We start from the raw sequence: 17,287 nt of genomic DNA, 5'->3' as shown, positions 1-17,287 counted from the left end.
TGCGGGGGAGGGTCGCATGCCGTCTCCGTCATCCTGACGAACGTCAGGACCCAGGATCACGAACGCTGCACTACTTGGCTCTGGGTCCTGACTTTCGTCAGGATGACGGGGAGGTTAAGCGGCACCCGGGCTCGAAGCTTTGGTTAAAGCCTCAGCCGCTCGGCATGCCACGCGACATGATCCGGCATGAAGGTCGAGATGAAGTTGTAGCTGTGGTCGTATCCCGGCTGCATCCTCAGCGTCAGATCGATACCCGCTGCTTCGCACGCCTTGGTCAGCAACTCGGGCTTGAGCTGTTCCTCGAGAAAGCCATCCGCGGCCCCCTGATCGACCAGTATCTCCCGCACGCGCGCGCCATCGTCGATCAACGCACATGCGTCATACGCGCGCCACGCCGCCCGGTCCGCGCCGAGATATCCGCCGAGCGCCTTCTCGCCCCATGGGCACTGCAGCGGCGCCACGATCGGTGCGAACGCCGACACGCTGCGAAAACGATCCGGGTTGCGGAGCGCGATCGTCAGCGCACCATGGCCGCCCATCGAGTGGCCGAAGATCCCCTGCCGCGCCATATCCGCCATCGGAAACGCAGTCGCGATCAGCGCCGGCAGTTCATCCTCGACATAGGACCGCATCCGGAAATTCTTCGCCCAGGGTTCCTCCGTCGCATCGACGTAGAAGCCTGCACCCTTACCGAAATCATACGCGTCGTCATCCGGCACGTCGTCGCCGCGTGGCGACGTATCCGGCGCGACCAGGATCACGCCCAGTTCGGCACATGCGCGCCGATACTCGCCCTTGTCCATGACGTTGGCGTGCGTGCAGGTGAGCCCCGACAGGAACCACAGCACAGGCAACGTTGCGCCTTCGTCATGCGGCGGGACATAGACCGCGAAGGTCATGTCGGCACCCGTCGCGGTGGAGGCGTGGCGGTAGACGCCCTGCGTACCGCCATAGGCCTTGCTGGTGGAGACGGTCTCCATTACGCGACCCGGTGTGCGGCGCAAAGCTTGTTGCCCGCCGGATCACGCAGATAGGCGAGATACAGCGTGCGACCGGCGGTACCCTGGCGGATACCGGGCGGATCCTCGCAGGCGGTGCCGCCGTTTGCGAGGCCCGCGGCGTGCCACGCATCGGCAGCCTCGGGCGACGCGGCCACGAAGCCCATCGTGCTGCCGTTGCCGTGGCTCGCCGGCTGCCCGTCGATCGGCTTCGTCAGCAGGAAGCGGCCGCCGGCGTGCGCATAGACCACCCGTCCCCATTCATCGACGACGCCCCCGGGTACGCCGAGCGCGCCCAACGCCGCGTCGTAGAACGCCTTCGATGCCGCGATATCGTCGGCGCCGAGCATGATATGGCTGAACATCCGCGCGTCCTCAGTAGATCACGACGGAGCGGATGCTCTCGCCGGCGTGCATCAGGTCGAAGCCCTTGTTGATCTCGTCGAGCGTCAGGCGGTGCGTGATCATCGGGTCGATCTCGATCATGCCGTTCATGTACCAGTCGACGATCTTCGGGGTATCGGTCCGCCCACGCGCGCCGCCGAACGCCGTCCCGCGCCAGTTGCGCCCGGTGACGAGCTGGAACGGCCGCGTTGAGATCTCCTTGCCCGCCTCTGCTACGCCGATCACGATCGAGGTGCCCCAGCCGCGATGGCACGCTTCCAGCGCCTGCCGCATCACCGTCGTATTACCGGTCGCGTCGAACGTGTAATCCGCACCGCCATCGGTAATCGCGACGATGTGCTGGACGATGTCGCCGACATCCTTGGGGTTGGCGAAGTGCGTCATGCCGAAGCGGCGCCCCCATTCCTCGCGGTCGGGATTGATGTCGACGCCGACGATCATGCCGGCCCCGGCAAGCCGCGCGCCCTGGATCACGTTGAGCCCAATCCCGCCAAGCCCGAACACCACGACCGTATCACCCGGCTGGACCTTCGCCGTGTGCACCACCGCGCCGACGCCGGTCGTCACGCCGCAGCCGACATAGCACGACGTATCGAACGGCGCGTCGGTACGAATCTTGGCGACCGCGATCTCCGGCAGCACCGTGAAGTTCGAGAAGGTCGAGCAGCCCATGTAATGAAAAATCGGCTGGCCCTTATAGCCGAACCGCGTCGTGCCGTCGGGCATCAGCCCCTTCCCCTGCGTCGCGCGGATCGCGGTGCACAGGTTGGTCTTGCCGCTGAGGCACGACTTACACTGGCGGCACTCGGGGGTGTAAAGCGGGATCACGTGATCGCCGACCGCGACGCTGGTCACGCCCGCGCCGACTTCGCGGACGATGCCGGCGCCTTCATGGCCGAGCACGCTCGGAAACAACCCTTCCGAATCAAGCCCGTCGAGCGTGTAGGCATCGGTATGACAGATGCCCGTCGCCATGATTTCGACGAGGACTTCGCCGAATTTCGGCCCTTCGAGGTCGAGTTCGACGATCTCAAGCGGTTTTTTTGCCTCGAAGGCTACGGCGGCGCGGGTCTTCATCGGTCGGTCTCCTTGATTGCCGCCCTGATGCCTTTGCGGCTTCGCATCCGCAAGGCGCAGGCGATGCAACCAAAGTGCGCCCCGCACGCTTGATCCTTGAATTTCAAGGAGATGGCAGCGTGAAGGATCTGAAGAAGGGCGACGAGGTCACCTGGAAATCGCACGGCGGCGAGGCGCACGGCACGGTCGAGAAGAAGCAGACCAGCGACACGAAGATCAAGGGCCACACCGTCAAGGCGTCCAAGGAGGAGCCCCAGTTCATCGTAAGGAGTGACAAGGGCGGCAAGGCAGCGCACAAGGCGGACGCGCTCACCAAGGCGTGACCACGCGCGCAGTGCCTAACGCACGCGCGCAACAGGAAGGAATGCTTATGGCTACAGCTCCCAAGACCGGCGGCATCCACGCCCCCGTCCAGCCCTCTCCCGAGCTCGGCGAGATCGTCGGCAACGACAAGCTCCCGCGCAGCGAAGTGATCAGCAAGGTCTGGGTCTACATCAAGGCCCACAACCTGCAGAACCCTGAGAACAAGCGCGAGATCCTCGCGGACGAGAAGCTGAAGAAGGTCTTCGGGCGTGACAAGTGCACGATGTTCGAGATGAACAAGTACATCTCGCAGCACGTCAAGGCCTAACCGCCCGCACTGCACGGCAAGCGGCGACGGGGCATCGTAAGCGATACCCGTCGCCCTTGATCGGACCCCATCGAGGGTTCGAACTATCGAAATATTGTTGTCGCCCGAACTCCATCGTGCACGACCGGACGTAAGCCCTGAGCTTGATCGTCCCACCCGACCGGCGTATTGCGCCCGCCAGTGCCCCCGTAGCTCAGCCGGATAGAGCGACGGTTTCCTAAACCGTAGGCCGCGTGTTCAAATCTCGCCGGGGGCACCACCACGCCTAAAATCCGATCGCCTGAGGGGGCGAGCTCGAAATCCCGAGCTACGGAATTCCGACTAGCGGCTTTAAGGACAGCGTCGATCTAACCCGAAAATCATCCGCAACAGCGCTTGGACTTGACCCCGGATCCGCACCGGCATGGATCGTTCCGGCCGATCTTCGTGGCCGTCGGCGGGAGCGGTGTCATCGAGCCGAGCTCGCCGGCGCGGATGCGCGCCGCGTACAGACGCACGATGCTGTCGTTCAGATCAGCCAGCGCCCGGTCGTTGACGACGTTGATCTCGATACTGTCGAGAGGGCTTTCGTCATGCGCGATCGCGATCAGGGACGACAGGCGTGCCAGCGCGTCGGCGGCGTCGTGGTCTGCCCCGGCGGCAAGCATCGCCCAACTGTCGGGACGCAACGCCATCGCCTCGGAGAAACCGTCGACCCACAGCTCCCAGAGCACCTCGCCATTGCGTTCGTCGACGTCGAAAATCGGCTGAGGCTTGCCACGGCCCAGATCGCGGACGATCTCGGTGCAGCGCGCCGTCACCGCATCGACGAACCACTGGACGTCGGCGGGATCCTCGAAGGGCGCGGTCTCGCCATCATCGATACCCCATATGCCCTGCAGCCATTCGCTCGGCGGGATTCGGTCCGGGCCTACGACGATGCCGGTGAGGAAGCCGTCCAGTTCGGTGAGCAGCATCGGCTCGTCGAGAGGAAGATCGGCAAGAGCCCCGTCGAGCCGACGGAAGCGGGAAGGAAAGTGTCTCATTCGTTTCGATCAATTGCGTTGGAGAATAGGCGTGCATCATAGCGCGAACCACCTCGGCTGCTAGCGCCGAGTAGGCCGACGGTGCCGATCGCAGGCAGTGCAAAGTGCGGTGTCGAGGCGCGTGCGCATAGCCGTTGACGGCCGATGCGGACCCTTTAGACCGTGGCTATGGGCGTGGCGGGTAAGAGGTCGTCCGATCCGGGCGAGAGGGCGACGATCCTCCGGACGCTGGTCGAGACGTATAGCCGACCGCTGAGCCGGTATTTCAATCGGCGCGTGTCGGCGTCGCACGACGTTCCCGACCTGGTTCAGGAGGTGTTCCTGCGGCTCAGCCGGCTCGCGGACCCGAACGACATTCGCCAGCACGACAGCTTCATCTTCGTAACCGCCGCCAACGTCCTCAAGGATCAAGCGCGCCGAAACCAGGGGCGCGGCGCCGGGTTGTCCGATCCGATCGACGATCTTGCCATCGAAAGTTCGGATTTCGCGCCGGACCGCGTCTTGGAAAGTAGGCATATCGCCGACGCGCTGCGTCGTGCGCTTGCCGAACTGCCCGAACGGACGCGCGACGTGTTCGTGCTCAGGATGCTGGAGGGATTGAAGATGGCCGATGTCGCGCATGCCATGGCGATCTCGACGCGCGCCGCGGAAAAGCATCAGGCGCGCGCGTTGGTGCATGTCGCGGAACGGCTGAAGGACTGGCGACCGTGACCGATCCCGCGATGATCGAAGCGGCGGAATGGGCCGAGCGGCTCGACCGCGACCGTGACGGCGGCGGCACGACGCGTGCGCGGTTCGACGACTGGCATGCGCGGCCCGGCCACGCAGCAGCCTGGGCGGCGGTATCCGACGCGCGGGCGACCAGCGCGAGCCTTGCGGACCATCCCGACATGCTGGCGCTGCGGCACGCCGCGGTGGCGAGAGCGGCGCTGGGTCGCGCGCCGCGACGGGTCGCGCCGTGGATGCTGGCCGCGGCCGCCTGCGCCGCAGTGGTCGCGCCGTTGACGCTCTGGCGCTTCGCCGACGATGCGCCCGCGGTGCGTATCGCCGAGGCACCGGTGTACCGGACGGCAACCGGCCAGCGCCTCATGGTCACGCTGACCGATGGATCACGCCTGACGCTCGATACCGATAGCCGGGTCCGGATGGCGTACACCGCCACCGAGCGGCGGCTGGTGCTGGAACGCGGACAGGCGCTGTTCGAGGTCGCGAAGCACCAGAGGCGCCCGTTCGTCGTGACCGCCGGTGCGCAATCGGTCACCGCGCACGGCACCGCGTTCGACGTGCGGTTCGATCCGCATGCGGTACAGGTCGCGCTGGTCGAGGGGCTGGTGAGCGTCGCTACCAAGGGCGTGCACGGCAAACCTGTTGCGATGGTACCGGACGACGTCCTCACCGCGTCGGTCGGTGGCGTATCGGTGCAACACATACCCGGTCGTGCGCTCGCGCTGTCGAGCTGGAGCGAAGGCCGGCTCGTGTTCGAGGACGAGACGTTGCGCCAGGCGGTCGCGGAGATGAACCGCTACGGTGCCCCGCAGATCGCGATCACCGACGCAGAGGCGGGCCGGTTGCGGATCAGCGGTGCGTTCCGGACGGGCGAGGTGCAGCCGTTCCTCGATGCGCTCGAAATGGGCTTCCCGGTGACGGTCGACCGGTACGCGAATGGCGGCATCACGATCGCCTCGAAGAAATAATCGACCGATCGCAAAAACGCGGTTCGGGTTTTTCGAACGCCCGCGTCTTTACCTTTGGATCGACCCCGGAAGAGGGATCGCACGAACAAGGAGGATTGCATGACATCCACAGGCAGGACCGTGCTGTTGCGCGGCATGATGATGACCGCTTTGGCACTCACCGCGGGCGGTATCCCGATCGGCGTGACCGCACAGGCTGCGGTCGGCGTGCGGATCGCGCGGCAGGACATGAGCACCGCGTTGCTCGCCTTCTCGCGCCAGAGCGGCAAGCAGATCCTGTTCTCCCCCAACCTCGTCCGTGGCAAGACCGCGCGTGCGGTCACCGGCCGGATGGACGTCGGCGATGCGCTGACCACGATCCTGAAGGGCTCGGGGCTCGGTCACCGCCTGACGCCGAGCGGCGCGTATCTTATCGTCGACGCGCAGGATCAGGCGGCAGGCACGACGCCGGCGGCGGTACAGGCCGCTCCGGCTCAGGCGCCCGCCGACCAGCCTGCCGCACAGGCTCCCGAGGAACCTGCCCCAGATATCGTCGTGATCGGCACCGCGGGCGCAGGCACGCGTCGGCAGGATGCGGCGTTCGCGGTCACCACGATCGACAGCACGATGGCGCAGCGGCTCGGCACCGCCAGCACCGCCGAAGTGCTGCGCGCGGTACCGGGCGTCAGTACCGAAAGCTCGGGCGGCAAGACCGGCGCGAACATCTTCGTGCGTGGCTATCCGTCGGGTGGCGATGCGGAATACGTCACTTTCCAGACGCAGGGCGTGCCGTTCTTCCCGCCGCCGACACTGTCGTTCCTGGAGAACACGCAGCTGATCCGGATCGACGAGACGATCCAGCGGGTCGAGGCGGTACGTGGCGGCACCGGCGCCCTGTTCTCGAACGGCCAGCCCGGCCTGACCGTCAACCTAGTCCAGCGCGAGGGCAAGCAGACGCCGGCCGGGTTGCTCAAGCTCAGTGGCACCGATTACGGCGAGTTCCGCGTCGACAGCTATGTCTCCGGCCCGATCGACGACAGCACGACCTACATGCTCGGCGGCTATTACTCGACCTCGCGCGGCATTCGCGACGCGCAGTTCGAGGCGGAGCGCGGCGGCCAGATCACCGGCAACATCCGGCATGATTTCGACAAGGGCTCGATCCTGCTGTTCGGTCGCTATCTCGACGATCGCGGCCAGTGGCTGCTGCCGATCCCGGTGGTGCAGGACGGCGACAAGATCCGTGAATATGCCGGGTTCGATGCCGGCACCGGGACGCTGGTCGGGCGCGACACGCGGATCGGCGTGCGCAACGACGGCAGCCGGGTCGATCTGGCCGACGGGCGCAGCGCGAAGATCTATAATCTCGGCGGCAACTTCGACTATGAACTCGGCAGCGGGATCACGGTGCGCGATCGCGGCAGCTGGATGGAGGGCAACGCCGATACGATCGGTCTCGTCCCCGGCGGTACCCCGCCGATCACCGCCGCCGCCTATGCCGCCGGTCGGGGCGGAACGATTGGGTCGCTCACCTTCGCGACCGGCGGTGCTGCGGCCTCACCCAACCAGGCTGTCGTCGAGGCCGGGCTCTGGAGCGTCGAGAAGCACATCCAGGCGTTCGTCAACGATTTCGCGCTGGAGTGGAAGTCGGGCAGCAACACGCTGACCGGCGGCGTCTATTACACGCGCTACAAGTCGCGTGATCGGTGGAACCTCGGCAACAGTATGCTGCTGACCGCGGAACCCAATGCGCGCCGGCTCAACCTGACGCTAGCGGACGGCCGGATCGTCACGCGCGACGGCTTTTCGAGCGGTTCGACGTTCAAGGTCAACGCGCGCTACACCGGTGAGGACGTCGCAGGGTACGCGGTCGACGAACTGCAGATCACCGACAAGCTGCGCGTCGATGGCGGCGTCCGCTGGCAGCACCACTCGGTCGACGGCACGCTCGAGAACCTCGCGGGTACGGTGCCGGCGGCGGGCGCGGACGGCAATCCGCTGACGCTGTACGACAATGGCGACGCGCAGTTGAACGGCACCTTCCGGACGATCCGCTATCGCGGCGACGCCTGGTCGTGGACCGGCGGCGTCAATTACGACCTGACCCGTCAGGTCGGCGCGTTCGTCCGCTACAGCCGCGGCAACAGCTTCCCGTTCTTCGACAATCTGCGCGACGGCATCGACGTCGCGCCGCAGGTCGACAGCTATGAGGGCGGCGTGAAGGTATCGACCGGGATCGCAAACCTCTACGCGACGGTGTTCCACAACACCTTCGACGGGCTCGCGACGACGGTCATCACCAGCGGTGCACCGATCGCGTCGGTCGGCGGCGCCAAGGCGACCGGTGTCGAGTTCGAAGGCCAGCTGCGCCCGTTCGGCGGGTTCACGTTGAGCGGCTCGGCGACCTATCTCGATGCCAAGTACCGCGACTTCTTCACCGATGGCGGCCGGACCGACCTGACCGGCAACCGGGTCCAGCGCCAGCCGAAATGGCAGTGGCGCGTGACCCCCGCCTATGATCTCGAGCTTGGCGGCGATGCGAAGGCGGGCGTGTATGCGACGGTCGGCTATGTCGGCGACCGGTTCTCCGACGTCCAGAACGCCCAGGTCTTGCCGGGCTATTACAAGCTTGATGCGGGCGTCACGCTCGACGTCACCCGGCAGATCCAGTTCCAGGTGATCGGCGACAATCTGACCGACGAGATCGGGCTGACCGAGGGCAATCCGCGTACGCTCGGATCGCAGGGCAGCGGCACGATTTTGGCACGGCCGATCGTCGGTAGGTCGATCCGGTTCGCCGCCGCGTTCAAGTTTTGATAAGGGCTTAGGCGATCGATCCCGCCACATCGGCGGGATCGATCGCTCTACCGGGATGGTCGCGACGTGATGAAAACCCTTTGCCGTTTTGCCGCTCTGGCCTCGGTCGCCGCGATGGCACCAGCGCAGACTGCCCCCTCCCCCATAGCGGTCCAGTCTCCGGCCGACGTTTACGGGCCGCTGTTTCGGGCCGTCCAGCAGGGCCATGTATTTGCGGACGGCAAGACGTTCGTCGACGCCGTCCCCAAGCGTGCCGCCGAGGCGATCATGGCGGACTACGCCCGGGCAAAACCCGCCGGCCCGGCACTGAAAGCATTCGTGCTCGCCAATTTCGTCGTGCCCGGCGAGAATGATCGCGGCTCGGGCGATCTCAGGACGCATGTCCGCACGCTCTGGCCGCAGCTCGTGCGCCAGCCGGTCGCGCCGGTCGCAGGCAGCTCCGCGCTGCCGCTCCCTGCCCCCTATGTCGTGCCAGGCGGGCGTTTTCGCGAAATCTATTACTGGGACAGCTATTTCACGATGCTCGGGCTGAAGGTCGATGGCCAACAGCCGCTCGTCGAATCGATGCTCGACGATTTCACCAGCTTGATCGAGCGGTACGGCCATATCCCGAACGGGACGCGCACCTATTATCTCAGTCGGTCGCAGCCGCCTTATTATGCGCTGATGCTTGATCTTTCGACCAACACCGACCCTGCGGTAACCAAGCGTCGGCTGGCGGCGCTGCGGGCGGAGCATGCGTTCTGGATGAAGGGCGAGGCCTGCATTGCCGACAAGCCTGCCTGCCTCCGCGTGGTGCGGATGCCGGACGGGAGCATGCTGAACCGCTATTACGACGACCGCGATACGCCGCGTGACGAATCCTATGCCGAGGACGTCGAGACTGCGGCGAAGGCGGCACCCCGCCCCGCCACAGACACGCAGCGCAACCTGCGTGCGGGTGCGGAGAGCGGTTGGGATTTCAGCTCGCGTTGGCTCCGCGATCCGAAGTCGCTCGCAACGGTCCACACCACCGACATCGTGCCCGTCGATCTCAACAGCCTGTTGTGGGCAATGGAGCGCCGCATCGCGGAAGGCTGTCGTACGGCTGACGACGCACCCTGCGCGGCTGCGTTCACGACGCTCGCAGCGAAGCGCAAGACTGCGATAGACCGCTATCTCTGGCAGGCGACGACCGCGCGCTACGCCGACTGGGACCTGACGACGCGCAAGCCCACCGCCAGCATCAACGCCGCCATGCTGCATCCGCTGTTCGTCGGCCTCGCACCGGCTGCGCAGGCGAAAGCGGTGGCCGCGACGGTGCGCAAGTCGCTGGTGGCGGAGGGTGGCCTGCGGACGACGACTCTGAACACTGGACAGCAATGGGACGAACCCAATGGCTGGGCGCCGCTGCAATGGGTGGCGATTGCCGGGCTGGAGCGGAATGGCGAACCGGCGCTCGCCAAGGACATCGCCAAGCGCTGGCTAGGCACGGTCGGCGCGGCGTATGCCGAAACCGGCAAGATGCTCGAGAAATACAATATCGAGCAACGAACCCCCGGCGGCGGCGGTGAATATCCGGTGCAGGACGGCTTCGGGTGGACCAACGGCGTGACCAGCGCCATCCTCGACCGCTATCCCGACCTGGCGCAGAAGGCGAAGTAAGGCAAGCGCTAGCGAGCGTTCCGGCGACAATGGTTGCTTACGGCACCCGGCGCCACATATGGACGTGCAATGCTCGACCCAGCGCCCGCCAGCCAGACCGACGTCGCCGACATGCTAACCCCGGATTTCGTCGTCATCGACGTCGAAACGGCGTGCTCTCGCGTCAGCAGCATCTGCCAGGTCGGTATCGTCGGGTTTCGCGACGGCCGCGAGATCTTCGAATACGAGACGCTGGTCGACCCGCGTGACGAGTTCAACGTGTTCAACACCCGAATCCACGGGATCACCGAGCATCACGTCACGGGCAAACCATGCTTTGGCGACATCCATGGCATCGTCGATGGTCATTTGTCGGGCCGGACGACGGTGGCGCATTCCTATTTCGATAAGGGCGCGCTCGCCGCGGCGTGCCGTATCCATGACCGTCCCGCGATCGAGACGGTGTGGCTCGACAGCGTCCGCGTTGCGCAGCGCGCCTGGCCCGATCTGGCGAGCCACCGGCTAGGCGGCCTCGCGCAATATCTCGGGATCGCGCACCAGCATCACGACGCGCTGAGCGATGCGCGCGCCGCCGGCTGGGTGATCGTCAAGGCGATAGACCATACCGGCATCGCGCTCGACGAGTGGCTGAAACCGCCGCGCAAGCCCGGCCCTGCGCCGCGCCCTGCACCAACCGGACCGCTCAGCGGCGAACGTATCGCGATCCTCGGTGAGCCTCGCGACGGCCGGCTTGCGTGCGCGATTGCCGCGCTTGGTGGACGGATCGTGTCGGCGGTTGGCAACACGACGACGATGCTGGTCATCACCGGGCGTGCGCCGTTCAGCTATTCGGTGCGCAACAGCGGCGCGTATCGCCGTGCGGAACAGTATCGGCGACTTGGCGGAACGATCCGCGTGGTCTCCGAAGTCGAGCTCGATCTGCCGGCTATCGCTGCCAGCGTTACGGCAAGCTGAGCAGGCGCGTGCTGCCGGCAATGTGAAGGAATAGCGACCGTCCGCCTTGGCAAACGCCAGATGGGGTGCGACCATTGTCCCAAAGCGATAGCGGAGGGCGATATGCGGTGGGCGACTTGGGTAATGGCGGTCGGCTTGCTGGCCGCACCGGCGATGGCGCAGCGCGTGCAAGTCGCGAGCGGAACGCTCGAAGGCACGCACGTTTCGACCGCCGCAACGCCGATTGATGCGTATCTCGGCATCCCCTATGCGGCGGCACCGATCGGCCCGTTGCGGTGGCAGCCACCGCGGCCGGCAGCACAATGGACGGGTGTTCGTAAAGCAGACCGGTTCGGTGCGCGTTGCATGCAGCAGCCGCTGTTCGCCGACATGAAGTTCCGCTCGCCGGGTATCAGCGAGGACTGCCTGACGCTCAACGTCTGGACGCCGGCGGGCGGGAAACCGGGCGCGCGAATGCCCGTGCTGTTCTACATCCACGGCGGCGGCGCGATCGCGGGTGACGGGTCGGAACTGCGCTATGACGGGGCGGCGATGGCGCAGAAGGGCATCGTCGTCGTGACGATCAACTACCGGCTGGGCGCGTTCGGGTTCCTCGCGACCAGCGCGTTGGCGGCGCAATCACCGACCCATTCCGCGGGGAATTACGGCCTGCTCGATCAGGCTGCGGCGCTGGCCTGGGTCCGGCGCAACGCCGCCGCCTTCGGTGGCGATCCCGCGCGGATCACGATCGGCGGCGAGAGCGCGGGTTCTATGTCGGTCAGCGTGCTGATGACCTCGCCACTCACCCGCACGCAGTTCGCCGGGGCGATCGGCGAGAGCGGTGGCGTGCTGCCGCCGACCTTCCGCCCCAAGCCGCTCGCGGTGGCGACGAAAGATGGCGACGCGTTCACAGTGGCGGCGGGTGCGCCATCGCTCGAGGCACTTCGGGCGGTGCCGGCCGAGGCTTTGCTTGCTGCGCAGGGGACGCAGCGGTTCCGCGCAGACTTCATCGTCGACGGCCAGTTCCTGACGGAGCCGCCGATCGATACCTACACCGCCGGGCACGCGGCGCGCGTGCCGTTGCTGGTCGGGGCGAACTCGCAAGAGGGAAGCTGGACGAGCATTCTTGCCGGGCAACCGCCGACGGTGGCGAATTACCGCGCGGGCGTCGCGAAGCTCTTTACCGATCCGGACGCCCTGCTCGCCTTGTACCCGGCGAAGTCTGATGCCGGCGTCCCCGTCGCGGCCACCGCGCTGGCGAGCGATGCATTTCTCGGCGCGTCGACGTGGCAGTGGTTCGACCTGCACCGCCGGACGCGACAGCCGACCTATTATTATCATTTCGCGCATCCTCGCCCAGCTGCGCTGCCGCCGCTGACCAACCCCGACGTGCCGCCGATCGGGGCAGTGCACAGCGCGGAGATCGAATACGCGCTGGGCAACCTGGACACGAACCCGGCTTATGCATGGACGGCGGACGATCGCCGGATTTCAACGGTGTTCCAGGGGTATTTCACCGCGTTCATCAAGACCGGCAATCCGAACGCTGCGGGGTTGCCGAACTGGTCGCCTGCACCGCCCGCGGGGGGCGTCATTCCGCGCCAGATCGTGGACGTGCAGACGCGTTCGGAACCGTTCGTCGAGCAGGCACGCTATGTCGCGGCGACGCCGTTGCTCGAACGGCGGGTGCCCTGAACTATTGGGCGCGTGCTAGATCTGGCCGACGAACACCGCACCTGGGACCGACAGCGTCTGTCCGGTTGCGGTGAGCCGGCCATCGGGTTCGATCCGGAATATCGCCAGCGTGCCTGATCGCTCGTTGCCGACGAGGACACGGCGCTGCGCTTCGAGAACCAACAGGAAGCGCGGCCACTTGCCGCCACTGGGGATATGCTGGAGCAGGCTCGGCACGCCTGACGCGTCGAGCGCGAAGACGGCGACGCTGTCATGGCCGCGGTTCGAGACGTAGAGCCGCCGCCCGGCCTCGTCGATCGCGATATGCGCGGCCTGCGAGGCGCCCTCGTACCCGTTCGGCAGTGTCGAGACCGTATGGCGGGTGGCGAAACTGCCGTCTGCGCGGGAGTCTAGCATGATGACCGTGTTGGACAGTTCGCATACGACGTAGGCGAGTGGACGGCGTGGATCGTGGACCAGATGGCGCGGCCCCGCGCCCGGCGGCGCACGCCATGCCGCGACCGGCTCGGCCAATGCGCGCGCTCGCGGATCGAAGCGATAGGCGAAGATCGTGTCCGTCCCCAGGTCGACCGAATGCAGCCATCGGCGATCGGGGCTGAAGCCGACCCAGTGCGCATGCGGCGCCTCCTGTCGGGCCTTGTTCGGGCCATGCCCCGTGTGGCGGAACACGACCGGTTCGCCTGGCACGCCGGTGCGCGCGTCGAGCCGGTGGAACGCCACGCTGCCGCTCGAATAATTGGCGACCGCGAGGCAGGCGCTGGCGCGGTCGATCGCGACGTAACACGGGTCGGCGCCCGACGTGGCGGCCGTGCCGCGGTGCGACCAGTCCGACGCGTAGGCAGCGATCTCGCCCGCGGCCTTCTCACTGACGAAGTAATACGCACCAGCAGGGCCGCCGCCGACGCCAAACGAAGCATCGTCGATCCCCGATACAGGCTTGCCGACCTGCCATGCGTCGCGATCCGGGTCGAACGAGATCGGATACACGCCCTTGCCGCCTTCGCGGGCGTAGGTGCCTGCGATCAACCGTACCCGCCGCTTGCCGCCGCCGGCCGCGACCGCCGGGAAGGCGATCGTGGCCGCCATCGCGGTCAGGGCCGACCGTCGTGTCGTGGTCCAGTCGGTCATGCCCGTTCCTTTGCAGCTATCGGCGGGTGTCATGCGTCAGCGGTACCACCGAGGCAACGAACGCGGCTCAGGTTTCGACCGCGTAGAGCGCGTGGTGCGTCAGGATGAACAGCGTCCGCCCATTCGCGCCGCCGAAGATCAGTTGCAGCGGGCGTTCGGGGACGTCGATCCGTCCGGACTCGCGACCGTCGGCGTCGTGCACGAACACCTGTCCGTTCGCGAGATAGACGCGGCCGTCCGGCCCGACCGCGACGCTCTCACCGCCGCGATTGGCGAACGGCTTCAGGTCTGTGACACTGCCGCCGGCGCCGACCAGCCCGCTATACGTTTTGGCTTCGGAGCCATTGCTGACGAACACACGCTCGCCGAGCTTGGCCTTCACGAAGCCGTAGGTGTCGAGTGCGTCCGAGAAGCGCCAGCCGAGATGGTTGGGCGGCCCCTGCTGGACGGTGCGATACGCGGGCAGGACCAGCGAGCCGTCCAGTGAGACATATTCGCGGGATTTGGGCACGGCCATGTCGCGCGCGAACATCTCGCCAAGCGTCGTGAACTGGTAGGTCGTCGGATCGATCTGATCCTTGAACTCGCCATTCACCCAGAAATTGGCGGGTAGCGCGACGCGCGCATCGCGGTGCGGAGTGACCGGCGTCGGAGGGATCACGGCGATGCTGTCGGGATCACCGGGCTTGATGCTGTAGACCGTCCCTGCCGCGCCGTCCGACGACAACACCATGAAGTTACCTGAGCGATCGACCGCGAGATTGACCGGATCGACGGGCGCGTGGGCAGCGACCGACAGCCCCTCGCCCGCCGTCCAACCATAGATGCGGTGTGTATTATGCTCGACGAAGTAGAGCTTGCCCTTCGCATCCACCGCCGCGCCCGCGATCGAGTAGAACCCGTCTTCCAGCTTGCGAACGGCCGGGCCAGTGGTCGTCGCGACCGGCGTGGCGCCGCGCTTCACGTCTAGCACCGCGAACTCGCGTTCGCGCACCTCCAGCCCGAAGGTCATGTCCTGGATCGCGTTCTCGTACGGGAACTTGCTCGCGCGCAGGTCGGTGCCGCAACCCTCCGCATCGCAGAACGCCAGCCCGCTCTCGCCGTTCACGTGCACGTTGCGGAAGCGGATATCGTCGGAATTGTAGATCCGCACCGCCGATGGCGCCGGCTGGAGCGACCGCGTCACTCGGTAAGCGTGATAATTCGCGAACAGGATGTCGCTCGAATTGCGAACCTCAAGCGACAGCGCGTTGCGGCTTTCGCCCGCCTCTTCCTCGGTCTGCGGCGCGAGGAACTCCCAGTTCTTGACGCCGTCAAGGACGATTTCGGCGCGCGCGTGATGCTCGGCGGACATCTCGTACACATGGCCCGGCGTGCTGGTGTTCGAGACGTGGAGCCCGGCGGCGGCGAAGGTGTTGGGGGTCCACAAATTGTTGAACGTGCCGCCGCCACCATCGGTGACCGACAGGCTCGCATATTGCCCGTCCCAGCGCTTGCGCGGATCAGCGTCGCCGGTGTGGTCGGCGTTGTACGGATCGATCCGGCTGCCATCGGCGCGGCTGGTGCCATGACCGCCGTGGAAGCGGACGTCGTCGACCAGCGAGTCCGCGCCGGCCTTCCACAGCAGCGCGGTCGCGCGCGGGTTGATGCCGCCGGTGGTCAGGCCGATGCCGGAGACGATCGCCGTGCCACCCTTCGCGCTTTCGATCAGCCCCTTGGCGGCACCGATCCCGCGGAACGCTGGCGAGTCGTCCGCCAGGATGATCTGCGTCATGTCCGGATGCAGGCCGATCAGTACCGTGTCGGGCCGCAGCTTCAGCGTATCGGAAACGCGGTAGAAGCCGGTCGGGAAATAGACCACGCGGTGCGTACCGATCGCGCGCTGGATCGCTGCGGTATCGTCGGTCGCGTCGTCACCCTTCGCACCCGCGCCACGCACGTCGAACCACTGCGCGACGGGCGGCAGCGAGCGGATCGCGGGCGGTATCCGCTTCGGCATTGCCGGGATCGTCGCGGCATCGACGCGCGTCTCGTACTTGCCGGTCGCGCCGAGCCCCGGCAGCGTCAGACCGTAGGAGAACGCCTTGACCCGGTATCGAGCGCCCTGCCCCGCTACGGTCTTCCCACTATCACGAAACCGCGCGAAGATCGGCACGGCGCTGGCGGTCGCGTCCTGGAAGCCAATCTGCGTGTAGACATTGTCCTCGTTGCTGATGACGACGGCGGCGTCCGAGACGTTCTCGAACCGCACGTCGCGGGCCCATAGCCAGTCGCCATAGCCACGGTCGATCTCGATTCCGACGGGGACGTTGCGGATACTGGTGTTGACGAGCGTCAGCCCCGCCTCATGCTCGCGGATCGCGGCGTCGCGCTGGCCCTCGAACGACGAATCCAGCAACGTGTACTGCCATGCGGGCGAGGTCTTCTCGCTGAGGATGCCGTAGCGCCCGCCGAAGAAGCGCAGGTCCTGCCCGACATTGCCGACCTGGTAGATACCGGCGAGCCCGGAGCCGATGTGGAAGTCGACATGGCTCAGATATGCGTGCTGCGCCAAGTGGAACCGGACGGCGGTCGCCGCAGGATTGCCGTCGCCGATTTCGAAATCGACGTTGCTGAGCGCGGAATAGAACGTCCCCGAATTGGCGTCGGCGATGGTGGCGTCGAACGGTACGCTGGTCGGTGGTGGCACAGGTACCTTTGGCGGCGCGGCGCGAGTGTCGGCGCGCGAACCGGTGAAGAACAGCATGTTCGCCACGCCGGTCTGGAAACCGGGGGTCGCCGCGCCGAGCGTGATGACGGGGCGCGTCTTGCCCGTGCCGAACACGCGCACGCCGGGCCAAACGAAGATGGTTCGCGAGATGCGGTAGCGGCCGGCGGGCAGGAAGACGATGCCCTCGCCGCCTTTCGCGCTCGCCGCGCTGTCGATCGCGGCCTGGATCGCGGCGGTATCGTCGGTTCGGCCGTCACCGCGGCCGCGAACCGTCACCGCGCGTGGATCCGACGGTGCGGTGAGAAATACCGATTGAGACGGAGAGGCCGAACGGGAGGCTGCAAACGCTGGAACGGTCGTCCCGAGAAGCGCGATCGCTAGTGTCAGTTTCACAGGCTCACCCGAGATTGTTGTGGGACGCACCGGACGATGTCCGCCAGTCTGCACCGCAGGTAGTGGCGCGCGCGACCATAGGCGATCACGACCAAGGTCGTAGTAGCCGATCCCGCGCGCACCAACGATAGACGGTGACGAACCGACCGCGCGCAGCT

Annotated in this window: 14 protein-coding genes and 1 tRNA gene; 9 read left to right on the top strand and 6 right to left on the bottom strand. The window is 66.4% G+C overall.

The genetic code is table 11. The features are described 5' to 3' along the window. Positions 1-143: 143 nt before the first annotated feature. The 3 genes from fghA to C8J45_RS03630 are packed head-to-tail and all read right to left on the bottom strand — an operon-like array spanning position 144 to position 2,480. Complete coding sequence (gene fghA, locus C8J45_RS03640; RefSeq protein WP_107961887.1) at positions 144-980, bottom strand: S-formylglutathione hydrolase; 837 nt, start codon at positions 978-980, stop codon at positions 144-146. Next, positions 980-1,363 (bottom strand): VOC family protein, encoded by a 384-nt coding sequence (locus tag C8J45_RS03635; protein ID WP_107961886.1) that lies wholly within the window; start codon positions 1,361-1,363, stop codon positions 980-982. The genes fghA and C8J45_RS03635 overlap by 1 nt, the downstream gene beginning before the upstream one ends. A gap of 10 nt (positions 1,364-1,373) precedes the next feature. Then, on the bottom strand, positions 1,374-2,480 hold the full coding sequence (locus C8J45_RS03630) for an S-(hydroxymethyl)glutathione dehydrogenase/class III alcohol dehydrogenase (RefSeq protein WP_107961885.1): 1,107 nt from the start codon (positions 2,478-2,480) through the stop codon (positions 1,374-1,376). Positions 2,481-2,599: 119 nt separating this feature from the next. Here C8J45_RS03630 and C8J45_RS03625 point away from each other — a divergent pair, with 119 nt between their 5' ends. The 3 genes from C8J45_RS03625 to C8J45_RS03615 all read left to right on the top strand — a co-directional run bounded on the left by C8J45_RS03625 (position 2,600) and on the right by C8J45_RS03615 (position 3,370). Beyond that, positions 2,600-2,803, top strand: a complete 204-nt coding sequence (locus C8J45_RS03625; RefSeq protein WP_107961884.1) for a DUF2945 domain-containing protein — start codon at positions 2,600-2,602, stop codon at positions 2,801-2,803. A gap of 47 nt (positions 2,804-2,850) precedes the next feature. Continuing rightward, complete coding sequence (locus C8J45_RS03620; protein ID WP_031394799.1) at positions 2,851-3,111, top strand: SWIB/MDM2 domain-containing protein; 261 nt, start codon at positions 2,851-2,853, stop codon at positions 3,109-3,111. A gap of 182 nt (positions 3,112-3,293) precedes the next feature. After that, a tRNA-Arg gene (locus C8J45_RS03615) sits at positions 3,294-3,370 on the top strand. 100 nt (positions 3,371-3,470) lie between these two features. Here C8J45_RS03615 and C8J45_RS03610 read toward each other — a convergent pair. Next, positions 3,471-4,136 carry a UPF0149 family protein gene (locus C8J45_RS03610; protein WP_107961883.1) on the bottom strand — a complete coding sequence of 222 codons (666 nt, stop codon included), beginning with the start codon at positions 4,134-4,136 and terminating at the stop codon, positions 3,471-3,473. 174 nt (positions 4,137-4,310) lie between these two features. On the opposite strand from C8J45_RS03610, the gene C8J45_RS03605 reads away from it, so the two are divergent. From C8J45_RS03605 to C8J45_RS03580, 6 genes are all read left to right on the top strand, one after another. Then, positions 4,311-4,847, top strand: a complete 537-nt coding sequence (locus tag C8J45_RS03605; protein WP_258191264.1) for an RNA polymerase sigma factor — start codon at positions 4,311-4,313, stop codon at positions 4,845-4,847. Then, positions 4,844-5,830 carry a FecR family protein gene (locus C8J45_RS03600; RefSeq protein WP_107961881.1) on the top strand — a complete coding sequence of 329 codons (987 nt, stop codon included), beginning with the start codon at positions 4,844-4,846 and terminating at the stop codon, positions 5,828-5,830. The genes C8J45_RS03605 and C8J45_RS03600 overlap by 4 nt, the downstream gene beginning before the upstream one ends. Before the next feature lie 99 nt (positions 5,831-5,929). Beyond that, positions 5,930-8,626 carry a TonB-dependent receptor gene (locus tag C8J45_RS03595; protein ID WP_258191263.1) on the top strand — a complete coding sequence of 899 codons (2,697 nt, stop codon included), beginning with the start codon at positions 5,930-5,932 and terminating at the stop codon, positions 8,624-8,626. A 69-nt stretch (positions 8,627-8,695) separates the two neighbouring features. Continuing rightward, positions 8,696-10,270 carry an alpha,alpha-trehalase TreF gene (gene treF / locus C8J45_RS03590; RefSeq protein ID WP_107961880.1) on the top strand — a complete coding sequence of 525 codons (1,575 nt, stop codon included), beginning with the start codon at positions 8,696-8,698 and terminating at the stop codon, positions 10,268-10,270. A gap of 69 nt (positions 10,271-10,339) precedes the next feature. Further along, positions 10,340-11,224: an exonuclease domain-containing protein gene (locus C8J45_RS03585; RefSeq protein ID WP_258191262.1), complete on the top strand. Its 885-nt coding sequence runs from the start codon at positions 10,340-10,342 to the stop codon at positions 11,222-11,224. A 102-nt stretch (positions 11,225-11,326) separates the two neighbouring features. Further along, the gene (locus tag C8J45_RS03580; protein WP_107961879.1) at positions 11,327-12,898 is read left to right on the top strand and encodes a carboxylesterase/lipase family protein; all 1,572 of its coding nucleotides are present in this window, start codon (positions 11,327-11,329) and stop codon (positions 12,896-12,898) included. Between the two features lie 15 nt (positions 12,899-12,913). Here the strand turns inward: C8J45_RS03580 and C8J45_RS03575 are convergent, their stop codons facing one another. Further along, positions 12,914-14,026, bottom strand: coding sequence for a lactonase family protein (locus C8J45_RS03575; RefSeq protein WP_181321080.1), 1,113 nt, complete (start codon positions 14,024-14,026; stop codon positions 12,914-12,916). 67 nt (positions 14,027-14,093) lie between these two features. Beyond that, positions 14,094-17,129 (bottom strand): glycosyl hydrolase family 28-related protein, encoded by a 3,036-nt coding sequence (locus tag C8J45_RS03570; protein WP_107961877.1) that lies wholly within the window; start codon positions 17,127-17,129, stop codon positions 14,094-14,096. Between the last annotated feature and the right edge of the window lie 158 nt (positions 17,130-17,287).

Origin of the sequence: Sphingomonas sp. PP-CE-3G-477, assembly GCF_003050745.1 — a bacterium.
Taxonomy (GTDB): Bacteria; Pseudomonadota; Alphaproteobacteria; order Sphingomonadales; family Sphingomonadaceae; genus Sphingomonas.
This window is presented reverse-complemented; position numbering and strand designations above follow the sequence as displayed.

Excerpts from the sequence above, each read along its gene's own strand:
- treF (WP_107961880.1), top strand. The coding sequence starts at position 8,696 with ATGAAAACCCTTTGCCGTTTTGCCGCTCTGGCCTCGGTCGCCGCGATG.
- C8J45_RS03575 (WP_181321080.1), bottom strand. The coding sequence starts at position 14,026 with ATGACCGACTGGACCACGACACGACGGTCGGCCCTGACCGCGATGGCG.
- C8J45_RS03595 (WP_258191263.1), top strand. The coding sequence starts at position 5,930 with ATGACATCCACAGGCAGGACCGTGCTGTTGCGCGGCATGATGATGACC.
- C8J45_RS03630 (WP_107961885.1), bottom strand. The coding sequence starts at position 2,480 with ATGAAGACCCGCGCCGCCGTAGCCTTCGAGGCAAAAAAACCGCTTGAG.
- fghA (WP_107961887.1), bottom strand. The coding sequence starts at position 980 with ATGGAGACCGTCTCCACCAGCAAGGCCTATGGCGGTACGCAGGGCGTC.
- C8J45_RS03635 (WP_107961886.1), bottom strand. The coding sequence starts at position 1,363 with ATGTTCAGCCATATCATGCTCGGCGCCGACGATATCGCGGCATCGAAG.
- C8J45_RS03585 (WP_258191262.1), top strand. The coding sequence starts at position 10,340 with ATGCTCGACCCAGCGCCCGCCAGCCAGACCGACGTCGCCGACATGCTA.
- C8J45_RS03620 (WP_031394799.1), top strand. The coding sequence starts at position 2,851 with ATGGCTACAGCTCCCAAGACCGGCGGCATCCACGCCCCCGTCCAGCCC.
- C8J45_RS03580 (WP_107961879.1), top strand. The coding sequence starts at position 11,327 with ATGCGGTGGGCGACTTGGGTAATGGCGGTCGGCTTGCTGGCCGCACCG.
- C8J45_RS03610 (WP_107961883.1), bottom strand. The coding sequence starts at position 4,136 with ATGAGACACTTTCCTTCCCGCTTCCGTCGGCTCGACGGGGCTCTTGCC.